This window comes from Allobosea sp. 05T438 (genome assembly GCF_056396025.1).
Genome location: NZ_JBFTKQ010000008.1, coordinates 79,252 through 94,080 on the forward strand (window position 1 = coordinate 79,252; position 14,829 = coordinate 94,080).

The window sequence follows — 14,829 nt, forward strand, 5'->3', positions numbered from 1 at the left end:
TTCGACCATGGCCACGAGCCGAAACGCAGTAGAGACATCTCGCCAGCCGACGAGTGGCCCCGACGAACTCAGCCTGCCCTGGTTCTGGCCTGTCGACGCCGCCCTGCGCCTGACCGAGTACAATCTCGATTTCCTCTCCGAGGCGGTGAAGATCACCCGCCCGCCGCCGCCGGACTGGGCGACGCGGAACACAGTGCGCCTCGACCTGCCGACGATGCGGCTACGCGAATTCGGCAAGCCTGAGCCCGGGGGTATCCCCGTCGTGATCGACGCGCCCTACGCCGGACATAGCGCGACCATCGCCGACTACGACAAGGGCCAGAGCCTCGTCGAGACGATGCTCGCGAATGGTCACGAACATGTCCTTGTCACCGACTGGAAGCCGGCGACGCAGGAGATGCGCTACTTCAGCATCGACACCTATCTGGCCGAGCTCAACGCCGCGATCGACGATCTCGGCGGCGTCGTGCATCTGGTTGGCCTCTGCCAGGGCGGCTGGCTCAGCGCGATGCTGGCCTCCCGCTTCCCGCACAAGGTCAAGTCGCTGGTCCTGGCTGGCTCCCCGATCGACGCGGATGCCGGCGATGGGCCGATCAAGCGCATGGCGAAGGCCATGCCGCTGAAGAGCTACCGCGCCATGGTCCGGACGGGCCGGGGCCTGATGCCGGGGCGCTTTATGCTCGCCGGCTGGAAGAACATGCACCCCGACGAGCATTACGTCGACAAGTACGTGCGGCTCTACCAGAACATCGCCGACAAGAACTATCTCGACCGTACCGAGACCTTCGCGGCCTGGTACGAGAACCCGCTCGACCTGCCCGGCGCCTACTACCTCCAGGCCATCGAGCAGATCTTCAAGGAGAATCGCTTCGCCAAGGGCGAGTTCGTCGGCCTGGGCCGGCGCCTGAGCCTGACGGACGTCGCTTGCCCGGTCTATCTCCTCGCCGGTGCCGAGGACGACATAACCACCAGCGAGCAGGTCTTCGCGGCGGAAGACCTCGTCGGCACGCCGAAGAAGAAGATCGAGAAGAAATTGGTGCCCGGCGGCCATATCGGCCTGTTCATGGGCCGCAAGACGCTCGCCGACACCTGGCCCGGTATCGCCCGCTGGATCGCCTTGCAGGGCTGAGTCGCCCGCACGGTCCGCTTCCTGAAATATCCGCCCGCCCTGGAGCCCTCGCGCCATGACGACGCTGTCCGCCTCCGAATATTTCCAACTCGCGCTCGGCCGCTGCGAGGATCTTCCGGCTGTGCGGACGGGGGTGGTTCATCCCGTCAAGGCCAATGTGATCGAGGCCGTCGCGGACGCCGTCGCCGAGCAGTTGATCGATCCGGTTCTGATCGGCCCCGCGGAGCGTATCCGCGCCGCCGCGCTGGAAGCCCGCGTCGATATCTCGCCTTGGGAGCTGGTAGACACCGAGCACAGCCATGAGGCGGCGGTGAAGGCCGTCTCGCTGGCTGCCGCCGGCGAGCTCGAAGCCCTGATGAAGGGCTCGCTGCACACCGACGAACTGCTGGGCGCAGTCGTGCACGCCGACTCCGGCCTGCGGACCGAGCGGCGCATCTCCCATGCCTTCGTGATGCATATCGACAGCTATCCCAAGCCCTTCATCATCACCGACGCGGCGGTGAACATCTCGCCCGACCTCGCCACCAAGGCCGACATCGTCCAGAACGCCGTCAATCTCTGGCATGTCGCGCTGAACGGCGTCGACGAATTGCCCAAGGTGGCGGTGCTCGCGGCCGTCGAGACCGTCAACCCACGCATGTGCGCCACGCTCGATGCCGCCGCCCTTTCGAAGATGGCCGATCGCGGCCAGATCACCGATGCCATCGTCGATGGGCCGCTCGCCTTCGACAACGCGATCAGCGCTGCGGCGGCGAAGGAGAAGGGCATCGTCTCGCTGGTGGCGGGGCATGCCGACATCCTGATCGTGCCCGAGATCGAAGCCGGCAACATGCTCGCCAAGCAACTCACCTTCCTCGGCGGCGCCGATGCCGCCGGGATCGTGCTCGGCGCGCGGGTGCCGATCATTCTGACGAGCCGGGCCGACAATCTGCGAGCGCGCCTGCTCTCCTGCGTCCTGGCGGTTCTTCTGGCTGATGCGCGGCGTACGGGGCGGATCAAGTGATCGACACCATTCTTGTCCTCAACGCGGGCTCCTCCAGCCTCAAGTTCCAGGTCTTCCGCAGCGACGACCTCAGCGTGCTCGCCCGCGGCAAGGCGGTGCGCCTCGGCGAGCCGGAACCGGTCCTGGATGCGAGTCTCGCGGATGGTCCGCGCGAGCGCATCGCGCTGCCGCAGGCCTGCGATCACAACACGGCGCTCTCCGCAGTCCTCGCCTTCGTCGACCGCCATGACGATGGCTGGCGGATGACGGCGGTCGCACACCGCATCGTCCACGGCGGCGAAAACTATGCCGACCCCGTCGTGGTGACGCCCGAGGTCTTTGCCGCGCTCGAAGCACTCGCTCCGCTGGCGCCGCTGCATCAGCCGCACAATCTCGCCGCGGTGGCCGCCGCCCGGCGCCTGATGGCCGACGTGCCCAACATCGCCTGCTTCGATACGGCCTTCCACGCCCGGCACGATGCTCTGACCCACAATTTCGCGCTAGAACAGGGGCTGCGCGACAAGGGCATCCGCCGCTACGGCTTCCACGGCCTGTCCTATCAATGGCTGGAGATGGTGCTGGCCGAGCGGCATCTCGACCTCCATGCCGGCCGCGTCGTCGCTGCCCATCTCGGCAACGGTGCGAGCATCTGCGCCATCCGGGGTGGCCGCAGCATCGACACGACCATGGGGATGACGACGCTTGACGGGCTGCCGATGGGCACGCGTTGCGGCGCGCTCGACGCCGGCGCGGTGCTTTACATGTTCCAGGGCCTGGGCATGAGCGCTGAAGAGGTTTCGAATGCGCTCTACGAGCGCTCGGGCCTGCTCGGCCTGTCCGGCCTCTCCAACGATGTCGAGACGCTGCTCAACAGCGACGATCCCCGCGCGCGTTTCGCCCTGGATTATTTTGCGCTGAAGGTCGCGCAGTTCAGCGCGGCAATGGCGGCGGCGATGGGCGGCATCGACGGGCTGATCTTCACCGGCGGCATCGGGGAGCATGCCGCACCCATTCGCAAGGCGATCCTCGATCGTCTCACCTTCCTCGGCGATTTCAAGGTTCTGGTGATCCCGGCTAATGAGGAGAGGGTCATGGCCGTCCAGGCGAAGGCGCTGCTCGCCTGATCGATAGAACGAGGGAGGCTGGGATGATCAGCACCCGAACGGGCTTCATCCGACGCGTCGATCTGCCGGCCGGGATCGCGGGCGCGCTCTGGCTCGGGCCGATGCCGGGCCGGCTGAGGCCGCTGGCGGATGACCTGGCTGACCTGACGCAGCAAGGGATCGCCCGCATCATCTGCCTGACGCCCGCGGAAGAGATCAGGCTGAAGTCGCCGGACTACGCCGCGCGGCAATCCGATCTCGGCATCCCCGTCACGCGCTTTCCGATCGGTGATTTCGGCGTTCCCGACGATGGCGGCGGCCTGAAGGCTCTTGCCGAGGAGGCCGCTCGCGACCTGAATGCGGGAAGGGAGCTGTTCGTTCACTGTGCAGCCGGCATCGGCCGGACCGGGATGGTCGCGACCTGCATCCTGGTCGCGCTCGGCCTGAGCGGTGCGGAGGCCGTTGCGGCCGTAGCCGCCGCCGGCTCGGGGCCGGAGACGGAGGTTCAGCAGCAGATGGTCGCGCGCTATGCCGAGGAGGCGGTGCATTCCGGCCGCTGAACCGGGCGCTTGCTGCGTTTTGATCGAAACGCATGTCATCCCGGGTCAAGCCCGGGCCGGCGGCGTGGTTCCGTGCCAGATCGGCATCTAGAGCGCCCGCAATCCTGCTCCCGGCTCCTCCCGATCGAGGTCGACGAGATATTCGATGTGCCGGCGCCCCGCATGTCCGGGCTTGATCGCCACGGCCACGCCGAAGACGGTGCGGATGGTCGCTTCCGTCAGCACGGTTTCCGGCGCGCCCGCCGCCAGCAGGCGGCCGTGATGCAGGAGTGCGATCTCGTCGCAGAACAGCGCGGCGAGGTTGAGGTCGTGCAGCGCGACGATGCAGGTGATGCCGAGCCGCCGGATCAGCGTCAGGATCGAGAGCTGATGCTGGATGTCCAGATGGTTCGTCGGTTCGTCGAGGATCAACTCGCTCGGCTCCTGCGCCAGCGCCCGTGCGATATGCACGCGCTGGCGCTCCCCGCCCGACAGCGTGTGCCAGAGCTGGTCGTGCCTGTCGGCAAGCCCGACGCGCGCGAGCGCCGAATTGACGGCGGCCTCGTCCGCGGCGGCCCAGGAGGCGAGTGCGGCGCGATGCGGCGTGCGGCCGAGCCGCACCACGTCGCACACGGAAAGCTGCACCTCGGTCGTAGCCTGCTGCTCGACGAAGGCGAGCCGGCGCGCCAGCTCGCGGCGCGGCACGCTCGCGATGTCGCGCGCGTCGAGCGTGACCACGCCGCCGGCCACATTGCGCAGCCGGCAGAGCAGCCTGAGCAGGCTCGATTTTCCCGAGCCATTGGGGCCGATCAGGCCGAGGATGCGGCCGGGAGCGGCATGAAGCGTCACGCCGTCGACGATCATCCGTCCGGCGGCACCCCAGCGCACGTCATGGGTCGCGAGTGTCATGCCGGCTTCCTCAAGCAGGCCTCCTGGCTCGGTAGAGGATCAGTGCGAAGGCGGGCGCCCCGAACAGGGCGGTGACCACGCCGATCGGCAGGATCTGCTGCGGCACCAGCACGCGCGACAGGATGTCGGCGAGGATCATGAAGATCGCGCCGATGACGAGGCAGGCCGGCAGCAGCCGGGCATGACCCGAGCCGACGAGGAAGCGCGCCGCATGCGGGATGACGAGGCCGACGAAGCCGATCGTCCCGACGATGCTGACCATCGCGGCGGTCATCACGGCGGTCGTCGCGAACAGGACGATCCGCACGCGCATTACCGGCACGCCCAGCGAGGCGGCGGCATCGGCACCGAAGGCAAAGGCGTCGAGCGCCTTGGCGTGCAGCATGCAGACACCGAAGCCGATGAAGGCGACCGGGGTCGCGATCCAGAGGTCCGGCCAGCGCACGCCGCCGAAATTGCCGAGCAGCCAGAACATCACCCCGCGCGCCTGCTCGGCGCTGGCGAGCGTCGTCACGATGGTGGCGGTGGCAGCGTTGAAAAGCTGTGAGGCGGCGACGCCGGCGAGGATGACGCGGTCGCTTGCGCCGCCGGTCCCCGCCGCGAGCAGCGCGACGACGGCAAGCGCGGCGCAGGCGCCGATGAAGGCGCCCGTCGAGAGGCTCACCGCCATGCCGCCGATGCCGACGCCGAGGATCAGCACCGCGACAGCCCCGGTGGAGGCGCCGGCCGAGATACCGAGGATATAGGGCTCGGCCAGCGGATTGCGCAGCAGCGCCTGCAGGATCACGCCCGACAGCGCCAGCGCCCCGCCGCACAGCCCCGCCATCAGCGCCCGGCTCAAGCGGTAGTCGAAGATGACGCCCTGCTGGATCGCGCCCACCGGCAGGCCGAGATCGAACAGCCCGTTGCCGAGTGCCTTGAGCGCGACGTCGAACGGGATCGCCATCTCGCCGATCGTCACCGCCAGCGCCACCGAGACGGTGAGCGCCAGCAGCGACAGGAGCGCGAGGCCGATCCGCGCCGGCCAGTTCGGGCCGTGGGCGGCGTGGCTCAAGGCGCGAGGCCGAAGCTGGCGATCGCCTTGGCGAGCGTCTCGATGCCGTCGACGGTGTCGAGCCCCGCACGGGTCGCACCCACGTCGATGATCACGACGCGGTTGTTCTTCACCGCGTCGAGCTTGCTGGCGACGGGGTCGGTCTTCAGGAATGCGAGCTTCTTCTCGATGTCATCAGCCGGGAAGCGGCGCCGGTCCATCTTTACGGTGACGATCACGGCCGGGTTGGCGGCGGCGATGCTCTCCCACCCGACCAGCGGCCATTCCTCATTGGTGGCGATGATGTTGCGCGCCCCGAGCTTGGACAGGATGTAGGCGGGCACGCCGTTCCTGCCGGCCATGAAGCCGTCACCCTTGATGTCCTTGCTGGAGAACCAGACGACGACGGGGACGTCCTGCGCCTTCAGCTTTGCGACCTGCTCGACCGCCTTGTCCTCACGAGCCTTCAGTTCCGCGACGAGCGTCTCGGCGCGGTCGCTGACGTCGAAGATCTGCCCGAATTCGCGGATGTTGCGATAGACCAGCTCCATCGAGAACATCTGCGTGCGCACGCCGTCGCCGGGGCCGGAATTGTCCTTGCCGACGCAATCGGTCGGCGAGACATAGGTCGGCACCTTCACCTTATGGAACTGGTCGCGCTTGCCGACGATGCCGTTCGGCCCGAGATGCCATTCGAACATTGCGGTGACGAGATCGGGCTCCTGCCCGACCACGGCCTCGAAGCTCGGGTCGTTGTCGGCCAGGCGCTTCACCTTGGCGTTGGCGGCCTCGTAGGGCTTGGCGACGGGCGAGAACCAGACGGCGGTGCCGACCACCCGGTCGCCGAGGCCGAGCGCATAGAGGATTTCCGTCTGGGTTTGGCCGATCGCGACGACCCGCTTGGGCGCGGCGTTGAAGGTGATGGTCTCCCGGCAATTCTCCAGCGTCAGCGGATATTGCGTCGGCCCGGCCGCGGCTGGCGCGGTGAACAGGGCAGCGCCGGCTGCGGCGGCGAAGAGGGCGGGCAGCAACGAAAAGGCGGGACGCATGGAGGCAACCGGGCTGAGCTGGACACCGCGTCGGCGAAACCGGAAGGCTTCGGCGCAAGGTCCAAAAAATGTAACAATGTTGCATTTCTCATAGATCGCACGACGCGACCGCGTCAAGCGTGCCGCGGCCTTCGCTGCAGACCGGCCAAAGATCATCGACATGGAATTCATCGCTCCCCGAGATGAGGGCGGGGGAGCTCGCAGGACACGGCCGGTGGCGCGGATCTGGAGCCGGCCGCCGACGCGCACCCCTCCGGAACACCCCGCCCGAAAGACGCCTTGCGATCGCGGCAGGTCTCCTGGCTCGCGGGTCGACGCCTGATCCGCCCGGCCTTCCCGGCGCAGGGCGCCAGTGGACGATGGACGGAGGGCTCGCCGCTTACAGTTGCGGGGGCAGCCTCGGCATTGGCGCGGGACGCGCCTCACCGAATTCCCTCTTAGCTCCGGGCGAAACCCGGAGAACCTCGATCGACCGGCACCATAGAGCGGTGCCGGGGCTCGTCAAGCGGGCAGGCGCCAGAGCCGGATCCGGTCGGGTTTGAACCCGATCGCGCGTGCTCTAGCTCAGCGTTCGAAACAGGCCGAATTGCGAGAAGAGCGCGGCGGTGCCGCCCGTATGGAGAACACAGGCGGGCTCGCTGCTCGGGATCCCTCCGTTGGCGAGCTGTTCGAGGAAGCCGGCGCAGGTCTTCGCCGTATAGACGTGCTCGATCAGGATGCCCTCGGTGCGCGCAAAGCTCAGGATGGCGGCTTCCGAGGCGGGCGTTGGGACACCCCAACCGCCACCGAGATGGTCCATGTGATAATGCGGCGGTGCCTGCTCCCATGCGGCGACATCGAGCCCCGTCCGCTCCCGCAGGCCCTCATAGATCCGCCCGACATGGCCGGCCAATTCGTCCCGCTCGTATTCGACGCTGACGAGGTGGATCTGGAAGGGATGGCCGAGCAGGGCATTGCCGAAGATGAAGCCGGCTTCGGTCGGCCCCATCGAGCCGGCGAGGAAGACATGCCGGATCGGCGCCTCCTGCTGCTGCGACTGTTCATGCAGTTCCAAGGCGGCGCGGACGTAGCCCATCGCACCCAGCACGGAATCGCCGACGATGTACGGCGTGCGGCCCTGCCGCGCGAGGTCCACGGCCGCCTCCGCAAGCGCCGCATTGCGCTGGCTTTCATCGACCGAGCCAAGGAAGCGCAGCTCGGCGCCGAACAACCGGTTCAGGAAGGAGGCCTGGCGGTTCTCCGGCGTGTCGGGCGCGTTGTGCAGGACGAGGCAATCGAGCCCGACCAGCGAGGCTGCCGCGGCTGTCAGGCGGCAGAGATTGGAGCTGGCGCCGCCGCCGACCAGAAGGATGTCGGCCCCCTTCTCCAACGCCGCGCCCAGCCAGTATTCGAGGCTGCGCAGCTTGTTGCCGCCGAGCGCGATCGGCATGAGATCGTCGCGCTTGGCATAGACGCCGGGTCGATCGAGCTTCGCCTCGAACCGGCGCAGTCTCTGGAGCGGCGTCGCGGTTTCGAGCAGAACGTGACGCGGCTCCCGCAGGAGGCTGGAAAGCTCAGGCATCGTCGCTCGCTCTCGTCAGGCGGGTATCAGCCGCCATACTGGCCGTCGGAGACCTGCTCCAGCCAATCCACGACCTTGCCGTCCTTGGCTTCCTGGACGGCGATATGGGTCATCCCGGTATACGGGCCGGCACCGTGCCAGTGCTTCTCGCCGGGCGGGAACCAGACCACGTCGCCGGGCCGGATCTCCTCGATCGGCCCTCCCCAGCGCTGCACCCGGCCGACCCCGCTGACGACGATCAGCGTCTGGCCGAGCGGATGCGTATGCCAGGCCGTCCGCGCTCCCGGCTCGAAGGTGACACTCGCGCCCTGCACACGTTCCGGTGCGTGCGGGTTGAAGAGCGGATCGATCCGGACCGACCCGGTGAACCAGTCGGCCGGCCCTTTCCCCGACGGCCGCGAGCCCGCGCGCATGATCTCCATGACGATCTCCTTATGCTCTGAGCTTCGGCAGACGGGTTGGTTTGTCGGTGACAGTTCGTCCGCGCCGCTTCACCGTGAGGGATCACCCGAAAACCGTGACCGTCAAGGCCTTCCGTGCCCGTCGCGAGGCGCTCGCGATCAGGCTTTCCTCAGAGCGAAAGCTGCGAACCGGCCTCGCGGCAGGAGGCCTTGAGTGCGAGCAGGATCGCCTCCTCGTCGGTGGCGATGCCATGGCGCTGCAGGCAGGGCACGAGGATCGCGGCTTCCGCATGGCCGCCCGGGCCGATCACCGGGCAGGCGATGTCGGTCACGGCCATGATGTCGCGGCTCGGCGCGACGCGATGCCCGCTCGTGCGGATGTCCGCCAGGATGCGGCGCGTCTCGTCGCTCTCCAGCTTGTCCCGGTCGGCCTCGGAGGCCTCCTTCATCAATTGCCGGCGACGTGCCTCGCTCTGGAAGGCGAGGATGAGCAGGCCGGAATTGGCGTCGAGCGCCGGCCTTCCATAGCCGGGGCGCACGATGACGCTGGCATCGAGATGGCCGGATGTGGTCGCGAGCACGACGGTCTGGGCCCGGCTCAGCACGACGAGGTGGGCGACCATGCCGCTTTCCTCGCTGAAGCGCTCCATCAGCGGCAGCACGATCGAGGTGAGCTGGCGCCCGCCCGGCGTGCGGATGCCCAGGTCGAACAGCCGCCGCGACAGGCCAAGGCGGTCGGTGCCGGCCTCGCGGGCGAGATAGCCGCGCTGCTGCAGCACGAAGACCATGCGGAAGATCTCGCTCTTGGAGCGGGCGAGGCGCTCGGCGATCTCGCGCGTCGACAGCGGCTCGCCGACCTCGGCGAGGAGCTCGAGGATGTCGAGCCCCTTCTCCAGGGCGGGAGCCGCATAGGTGCTTTTGTCTCCGCTCTCGGAGTCGGGCAGGTCGCTCATGTCTTCCTGTTTCATATATGAAGCTTGACATCAAATAAGAAACGAACCTAGCCTCCTCGTAAAGGGGAGGCGGATGGTGCGATGGCCTGATCATATCGCGCGTTCGAGCAGCGCAGCGACAGAGCCGCAAGGCGGCTGGGCATGAAATACGGCCTGCAGTTCCGCGACGTCTTCGCGGCCTGGGAATCGATCCTCGACGGTGTCTGGGTCACGCTGATGCTGTCGGCGGCGGCCATGGTGGGCGGTCTGGTCATCGGCATCGCCTGCGCGGCGGCCCGCGTCTATGGTCCGGCCTGGCTGCGCCGCGCGGTCGGCACCTATGTCGAAATCATCCGCAACACGCCGCTGCTGGTCCAGCTCTTCCTGATCTTCTTCGGCCTGCCCAGCTTCGGCCTGAGACTCGACGGCTTCACCGCCGCGATCATCGCGCTCGTTGTCAATCTCGGCGCCTACACCACCGAGATCGTTCGCGCCGGGCTCGAGGCCGTGCCGAAGGCGCAGGTCGAGGCCGGCCATTCGCTCGGCCTCTCCGGGCTGCAGGTCTTCCGCTACGTCGTGATGTTCCCGGCGCTGAAGTCAATGTTCCCGGCGCTCGCCAGCCAGTTCGTGCTGCTGATGCTGGCGACCAGCGTCGTCTCGCAGATTTCGGTCGAGGACCTCTTCCATGCGGCCTCGATCGTGCAGTCGCGCACCTTCCGCGACTTCGAGGTCTACACCGTCATCGGCGTGCTCTATCTCGGGCTCGCCTTCGCCTTCCGCGGCCTGTTCGCGGGCATCTACTACTGGGCATTCGGCAGGCGATGATCCGCGAATTCGGCCTCATCGATGTGATGTATCTGGTGGCGGCAGCGCGCTGGACGCTGGCGCTCACCGTCGCTGCCTTCATCGGCGCCTCGCTGATCGGCATCGTCATCGCCATCGCCCGCATCCTGCCCTTCGCGCCAGTGCGCTGGCTCTCGGCGGCCTATATCCACGTCGTCCAGGGCACGCCGCTGCTGGTCTGGCTGTTCGTGATCTTCTTCGGCCTGCCGCTCATCGGCATCTCGGTCAATCCGTGGATTGCGGCCGCGACCGCCTTCTCGGTCTATGGCAGCGCCTTCCTCGGCGAGATCTGGCGCGGCGCGCTGGTCTCGATCGCTAAGACGCAGTGGGAGGCCGGCGCCTCGCTCGGGCTCTCGCTCTGGGAGCAGTTGCGCTACATTATCGTGCCGCAATCGATCCGGGTCGCGATCCCGCCGACGGTCGGCTTCCTCGTCCAGCTGATCAAGAACACCTCGCTCGCCGCGGTGATCGGCTTCGTCGAGATCACGCGCGAGGGCCAGCTCACCGCTGCCGGCACCTACAAGCCCTTCGCCGTCTACATCACCGTCGCCGCGATCTATTTCGCGATGTGCTTCCCCCTCACGCAATGGAGCCGCTCGATCGAGCGGAAGCTCGATGTCGCTCGTTGAAATCCACGGGATCAACAAGAGTTACGGCGCCGTCCAGGTGCTGAAGGACGTGACGCTCGACGTCGCCAAGGGCGAGATCATCGCCGTGATCGGCCGCTCGGGCTCCGGCAAGAGCACCATGCTCCGCTGCATCAACGGGCTGGAGCCGGTCCAGGCCGGCGTCATCCGCGTCGACGGAACGCAGGTCAACGACCCCAAGACCGATCTGCGCAAGCTGCGCCAGGAGGTCGGCATCGTCTTCCAGAGCTTCAACCTGTTCCCGCATCTCTCGGTTTGCGACAACATCACGCTCGCCCCGCGCGTCGTGAAGAAGCAGGCGCCGGAGGCCGCCCGCGAGGTGGCGCGCGAGGTGCTCGCCCGCGTCGGGCTGGAGGACAAGCTCGACGCCTATCCCTCGCAACTCTCCGGCGGCCAGCAGCAGCGCGTCGCCATCGCCCGCTCGCTCGCCATGCGGCCGAAGCTGATGCTGTTCGACGAGGTCACCTCCGCGCTCGATCCCGAGCTGACCGGCGAGGTGCTCAAGGTTCTCGAATCCGTCGCGCAGGAAGGCATGACCATGATCCTGGTGACGCATGAGATGGGCTTTGCCCGCCGCTTCGGCTCGCGCGTCGTCTTCATGCATGAGGGGCGCGTCCACGAGCAGGGGCCGGCCGCCGCCGTGCTGGCCGAGCCGAAGACGCCGGAACTCCAGACCTTCCTCAGTGCTGTCCTGCACTGAGGCGGAAGAACAGACATCAACGAGGGGAGAGAGACGATGCGTTCACTGTTCGCAGGCAAATCTGTGCTGGCGGGGCTGGCCGCCCTGGCCGTCGCCGCCTTCGGMGCCGCCGAGGCCAAGGCCGACAAGCTCCAGGACATCCTGTCCAAGGGCGTGGTGCGCATCGGCGTGCCGCTCGACGCCCCGCCCTTCGGCGCGCAGGATGCGGACCGCAAGGCTGTAGGCTTCGACATCGAGATGGCCGAAATGGTCGCCAAGGGTCTCGGCGTGAAGCTGGAGATGCAGCAGATCACCGGCGCCAACCGCATCCCCTTCCTGATGACCGACAAGGTCGACATCGTCATCTCGGTGATGGGCCTCACGCCCGAGCGCGCCCGGCAGATCCAGTTCACCGCGCCCTATGCCAACACCTTCCTCGCGGTCTACGGCCCGAAGAGCTCGGTGGTGAGCAGCCCGGAGACGATCGGCTCGGCCCGCGTCGCCGCCGCCAAGGGCACGACGCAGGAGCTCGCCATCTCGGCCACGGCCCCCAAGGCCAGCCTGATGCGCACCGAGGACGACGCGACGGCGGCGGCGGCCTACATCACCGGTCAGGCCGATCTGCTCGCCACCAACTCGATCGTGGCCCAGGCGCTCGCCAAGCAGAACCCGAACAAGGAGTTCGAGCGCAAGTTCGTCATCCGCCGCAGCCCGGCGCATATGGGCGTCCAGATGGACCAGCATAACCTCGTGCGCTGGCTCGATGGCTTCATCTTCTTCAACACGATGAACGGCGAGCTTGATCGGCTCCACCGGAAGTATCTGGACATGCCGATGGACCCGCTGCCGCCGCTGTAGTCCATCCGACATCCGTCATTCTCGGGCGAAGCGAAGCGCGGACCCGGGAAACTCCTGACCAGAAGGCGCTGGTCGGAGCCTTATTCGGCCGGAGATGCTCGGGTCAGGCCCGAGCATGACGGCTTGTCTCGACCCTCCTCTTCTCGGGGAGGTCTCCCAAGTCACGTCTCATCGAGCCCGCCATGACCAGCCCCCGCCCCAAGCCGACCCCGCGCCCGTCCAGCGCCTTCCTCACCGTCGATCCCGAGCGGGAGGGCAAGCAGTCCGGCTTCCTGATGATCCCGCATTCGCCGCATGACGACGCCTGGGGCGTGACGCGCGTTCCGATCGCCGTGATCAAGAACGGCAGCGGCCCGACCGTGATCATGGAAGGCGGCAACCATGGCGACGAGTACGAGGGGCCGATCACGATCTGCGACCTGATCCGCGATCTCGACCCCGGGCGCGTCCAGGGCCGGCTGATCCTGATGCCGGCGAACAATGTCCACGCCGTCATCGCCGGCCAGCGCACCTCGCCGGTCGACGGGCTGAATTTCAACCGCACCTTCCCCGGCGACCCGCGCGGCACGATCACCCAGCAGATCTCGGCCTTCGTCAGCGACCATATCCTGCCGATCGGCGACGCCTTCCTCGACCTGCACTCCGGCGGATCCTCGCTCGACATCATCCCGAGCGCCATCGTCGAGCCGACCGACGATCCCGCTCTGCACAAGCGCAATGTTGCCGCCGTACAGGCTTTCGACGCGCCGATGACCGTCGTCATCAGCAATCTCGGCGAGCCGCGCACCGCGACTGCCGCCGCCTGCCGGGCCGGGCTCGTCACGGTCGGCACCGAGATGGCCGGCGGCGGCACGGTCTCGCTGGAGGCTCTTTCCGTCTGCCGGCGCGGCGTCGCCAATGTCCTCGACCATCTCGGCGTCGTCGTCCGCGAAAAGCCCGAGCCGAAGCGCGGCGACAGCCAGATCCTCGAACTGCCCGGCGTCTCGGCTTACGTCTATGCGACGGCCGACGGCATCTTCGAGCCCTTCCACGCCAACGGCGCCAAGGTCAGCGCCGGTGAGCCCGCGGGTCGCATCCACTGCACCTGGGACCCTTCGCGCCCACCGGAAACGCTGCATTACGCCGCCGACGGCATCCTCTACGGCCGGCGCCAGCCGGGGCGGGTGAAGCCGGGCAATTGCTGCCTGATCGTGGCGGCGCCCTATCGCGGAACCCTGTCATGATCGCGCTCGACGACATCCGCGCCGCCCGCCATCGGATAGCTCCCCACATCCGCCGTACGCCGACGCTGCCTTATGCCAGGACGCGCGGCACGGATTTCGGCGGCGATGTCACGCTGAAGCTCGAATTGCTGCAGGCCGCTGGCTCCTTCAAGGCGCGGGGCGCGATGAACCGGCTGCTGACCCTGTCGAAGGACGAGCTGGCGCGCGGCGTCGTCACAGCCTCGGGCGGCAATCACGGCCTCGCCATCGCCCGATCGGCGCATGTGCTCGGTGTGCCCGCGACGATCTTCCTGCCGTCCAACGCTGCACCCGACAAGATCGCCAAGCTGCGCGACTGGGGCGCGGACGTCCATATCGTCGGTGCGATCTGGGACGACGCCAATGCCGCTGCACTCGCCCATGCCCGCGAGACCGGCGCGACCTATGCCCATCCCTTCAGCGATCCGGTCGTGGTCGCAGGCCAAGGTACGCTCGGCCTCGATATCCTCGACGACATGCCGGACGTTGACGTCATCCTCGTCGCCATCGGCGGCGGCGGGCTGATCACCGGCCTGTCGACGGCGGTGAAGGCTCTGCGCCCACAGACGCGGATCATCGGCATCGAGCCGGTGGGGTCGCCGACGCTGCATGCCTGCCTCGCGGCCGGCCGCCTCGTCGCGCTCGACAAACTGGAGACCCGCGTCGCCACCATGTCCTGCCGCCAGACCGATCAGGCGATCTACGAAGCCACTGCGCGCAATGTCGACGAGATCGTGCTGGTCACCGATGCCGAGATGGAGCAGGCGGCCAAATCGCTCTGGTTCGAGTTCGGCATCGCGGCTGACCTGTCGGGCGCAGCCGCGCTGGCGGCGCTGCAGTCCGGACGGGTCGCGCTTACGGGCGGGGAGAAGGTCTGCGCGCTGGTCTGCGGCGCCGGCACCGACGGCTGCCTGCCGGGTTAG

At 67.7% G+C, this 14,829-nt stretch carries 16 protein-coding genes and 1 riboswitch; of the genes, 10 read left to right on the forward strand and 6 right to left on the reverse strand.

The features are described 5' to 3' along the window. The first annotated feature begins 7 nt into the window (after window positions 1-7). From AC1DIN_RS17340 to AC1DIN_RS17355, 4 genes are read left to right on the forward strand one after another with little or no spacing between them, the layout of a single operon-like run. Window positions 8-1,129, forward strand: coding sequence for an alpha/beta fold hydrolase (locus AC1DIN_RS17340; protein ID WP_476810688.1), 1,122 nt, complete (start codon window positions 8-10; stop codon window positions 1,127-1,129). Between the two features lie 55 nt (window positions 1,130-1,184). Beyond that, window positions 1,185-2,132, forward strand: a complete 948-nt coding sequence (locus AC1DIN_RS17345) for a bifunctional enoyl-CoA hydratase/phosphate acetyltransferase (protein WP_476810689.1) — start codon at window positions 1,185-1,187, stop codon at window positions 2,130-2,132. After that, window positions 2,129-3,235 (forward strand): acetate/propionate family kinase, encoded by a 1,107-nt coding sequence (locus tag AC1DIN_RS17350; RefSeq protein ID WP_476810690.1) that lies wholly within the window; start codon window positions 2,129-2,131, stop codon window positions 3,233-3,235. The genes AC1DIN_RS17345 and AC1DIN_RS17350 overlap by 4 nt, the downstream gene beginning before the upstream one ends. A gap of 23 nt (window positions 3,236-3,258) precedes the next feature. Next, complete coding sequence (locus tag AC1DIN_RS17355) at window positions 3,259-3,774, forward strand: phosphatase domain-containing putative toxin (RefSeq protein WP_476810691.1); 516 nt, start codon at window positions 3,259-3,261, stop codon at window positions 3,772-3,774. An 87-nt stretch (window positions 3,775-3,861) separates the two neighbouring features. On the opposite strand, the gene AC1DIN_RS17360 is transcribed toward AC1DIN_RS17355, so the two are convergent. The 6 genes from AC1DIN_RS17360 to AC1DIN_RS17385 all read right to left on the reverse strand — a co-directional run bounded on the left by AC1DIN_RS17360 (window position 3,862) and on the right by AC1DIN_RS17385 (window position 9,659). Continuing rightward, entirely contained in the window at window positions 3,862-4,662 is an 801-nt protein-coding gene (locus AC1DIN_RS17360; RefSeq protein ID WP_476810692.1) for an ABC transporter ATP-binding protein, read from the reverse strand. Between the two features lie 10 nt (window positions 4,663-4,672). Next, window positions 4,673-5,716 carry a FecCD family ABC transporter permease gene (locus AC1DIN_RS17365; RefSeq protein WP_476810693.1) on the reverse strand — a complete coding sequence of 348 codons (1,044 nt, stop codon included), beginning with the start codon at window positions 5,714-5,716 and terminating at the stop codon, window positions 4,673-4,675. Next, on the reverse strand, window positions 5,713-6,744 hold the full coding sequence (locus AC1DIN_RS17370; RefSeq protein ID WP_476810694.1) for an ABC transporter substrate-binding protein: 1,032 nt from the start codon (window positions 6,742-6,744) through the stop codon (window positions 5,713-5,715). The genes AC1DIN_RS17365 and AC1DIN_RS17370 overlap by 4 nt, the downstream gene beginning before the upstream one ends. 272 nt (window positions 6,745-7,016) lie before the next feature. Then, a riboswitch (cobalamin riboswitch) is annotated at window positions 7,017-7,226 on the reverse strand. 77 nt (window positions 7,227-7,303) lie between these two features. Beyond that, complete coding sequence (locus tag AC1DIN_RS17375) at window positions 7,304-8,305, reverse strand: 1-aminocyclopropane-1-carboxylate deaminase/D-cysteine desulfhydrase (RefSeq protein ID WP_476810695.1); 1,002 nt, start codon at window positions 8,303-8,305, stop codon at window positions 7,304-7,306. 26 nt (window positions 8,306-8,331) lie between these two features. Further along, window positions 8,332-8,727 (reverse strand): (R)-mandelonitrile lyase, encoded by a 396-nt coding sequence (locus AC1DIN_RS17380; protein WP_476810696.1) that lies wholly within the window; start codon window positions 8,725-8,727, stop codon window positions 8,332-8,334. A 149-nt stretch (window positions 8,728-8,876) separates the two neighbouring features. Then, window positions 8,877-9,659, reverse strand: a complete 783-nt coding sequence (locus tag AC1DIN_RS17385; protein WP_476810697.1) for an IclR family transcriptional regulator — start codon at window positions 9,657-9,659, stop codon at window positions 8,877-8,879. A 141-nt stretch (window positions 9,660-9,800) separates the two neighbouring features. Here AC1DIN_RS17385 and AC1DIN_RS17390 point away from each other — a divergent pair, with 141 nt between their 5' ends. The 6 genes from AC1DIN_RS17390 to AC1DIN_RS17415 all read left to right on the forward strand — a co-directional run bounded on the left by AC1DIN_RS17390 (window position 9,801) and on the right by AC1DIN_RS17415 (window position 14,829). Further along, complete coding sequence (locus AC1DIN_RS17390; protein ID WP_476810698.1) at window positions 9,801-10,463, forward strand: amino acid ABC transporter permease; 663 nt, start codon at window positions 9,801-9,803, stop codon at window positions 10,461-10,463. Continuing rightward, a complete protein-coding gene (locus AC1DIN_RS17395; RefSeq protein ID WP_441472763.1) occupies window positions 10,460-11,110 on the forward strand; it encodes an amino acid ABC transporter permease in 651 nt (216 codons plus the stop codon). Before AC1DIN_RS17390 ends, AC1DIN_RS17395 begins: the two co-directional genes overlap by 4 nt. Further along, window positions 11,097-11,828, forward strand: a complete 732-nt coding sequence (locus AC1DIN_RS17400; RefSeq protein WP_441472764.1) for an amino acid ABC transporter ATP-binding protein — start codon at window positions 11,097-11,099, stop codon at window positions 11,826-11,828. Before AC1DIN_RS17395 ends, AC1DIN_RS17400 begins: the two co-directional genes overlap by 14 nt. A gap of 36 nt (window positions 11,829-11,864) precedes the next feature. After that, window positions 11,865-12,665: a transporter substrate-binding domain-containing protein gene (locus AC1DIN_RS17405; protein WP_441472765.1), complete on the forward strand. Its 801-nt coding sequence runs from the start codon at window positions 11,865-11,867 to the stop codon at window positions 12,663-12,665. Between the two features lie 182 nt (window positions 12,666-12,847). Continuing rightward, window positions 12,848-13,888, forward strand: a complete 1,041-nt coding sequence (locus AC1DIN_RS17410) for a succinylglutamate desuccinylase/aspartoacylase family protein (RefSeq protein ID WP_476810699.1) — start codon at window positions 12,848-12,850, stop codon at window positions 13,886-13,888. Continuing rightward, window positions 13,885-14,829 carry a threonine ammonia-lyase gene (locus tag AC1DIN_RS17415; RefSeq protein WP_476810700.1) on the forward strand — a complete coding sequence of 315 codons (945 nt, stop codon included), beginning with the start codon at window positions 13,885-13,887 and terminating at the stop codon, window positions 14,827-14,829. The genes AC1DIN_RS17410 and AC1DIN_RS17415 overlap by 4 nt, the downstream gene beginning before the upstream one ends.

Bases quoted from the DNA above. Each gene is read 5' to 3' on its own strand.
- AC1DIN_RS17340 (WP_476810688.1), top strand. From the start codon at position 8: ATGGCCACGAGCCGAAACGCAGTAGAGACATCTCGCCAGCCGACGAGT.
- AC1DIN_RS17345 (WP_476810689.1), top strand. From the start codon at position 1,185: ATGACGACGCTGTCCGCCTCCGAATATTTCCAACTCGCGCTCGGCCGC.
- AC1DIN_RS17355 (WP_476810691.1), top strand. From the start codon at position 3,259: ATGATCAGCACCCGAACGGGCTTCATCCGACGCGTCGATCTGCCGGCC.
- AC1DIN_RS17360 (WP_476810692.1), bottom strand. From the start codon at position 4,662: ATGACACTCGCGACCCATGACGTGCGCTGGGGTGCCGCCGGACGGATG.
- AC1DIN_RS17370 (WP_476810694.1), bottom strand. From the start codon at position 6,744: ATGCGTCCCGCCTTTTCGTTGCTGCCCGCCCTCTTCGCCGCCGCAGCC.
- AC1DIN_RS17375 (WP_476810695.1), bottom strand. From the start codon at position 8,305: ATGCCTGAGCTTTCCAGCCTCCTGCGGGAGCCGCGTCACGTTCTGCTC.
- AC1DIN_RS17380 (WP_476810696.1), bottom strand. From the start codon at position 8,727: ATGGAGATCATGCGCGCGGGCTCGCGGCCGTCGGGGAAAGGGCCGGCC.
- AC1DIN_RS17385 (WP_476810697.1), bottom strand. From the start codon at position 9,659: ATGAGCGACCTGCCCGACTCCGAGAGCGGAGACAAAAGCACCTATGCG.
- AC1DIN_RS17390 (WP_476810698.1), top strand. From the start codon at position 9,801: ATGAAATACGGCCTGCAGTTCCGCGACGTCTTCGCGGCCTGGGAATCG.
- AC1DIN_RS17395 (WP_441472763.1), top strand. From the start codon at position 10,460: ATGATCCGCGAATTCGGCCTCATCGATGTGATGTATCTGGTGGCGGCA.
- AC1DIN_RS17400 (WP_441472764.1), top strand. From the start codon at position 11,097: ATGTCGCTCGTTGAAATCCACGGGATCAACAAGAGTTACGGCGCCGTC.
- AC1DIN_RS17410 (WP_476810699.1), top strand. From the start codon at position 12,848: ATGACCAGCCCCCGCCCCAAGCCGACCCCGCGCCCGTCCAGCGCCTTC.
- AC1DIN_RS17415 (WP_476810700.1), top strand. From the start codon at position 13,885: ATGATCGCGCTCGACGACATCCGCGCCGCCCGCCATCGGATAGCTCCC.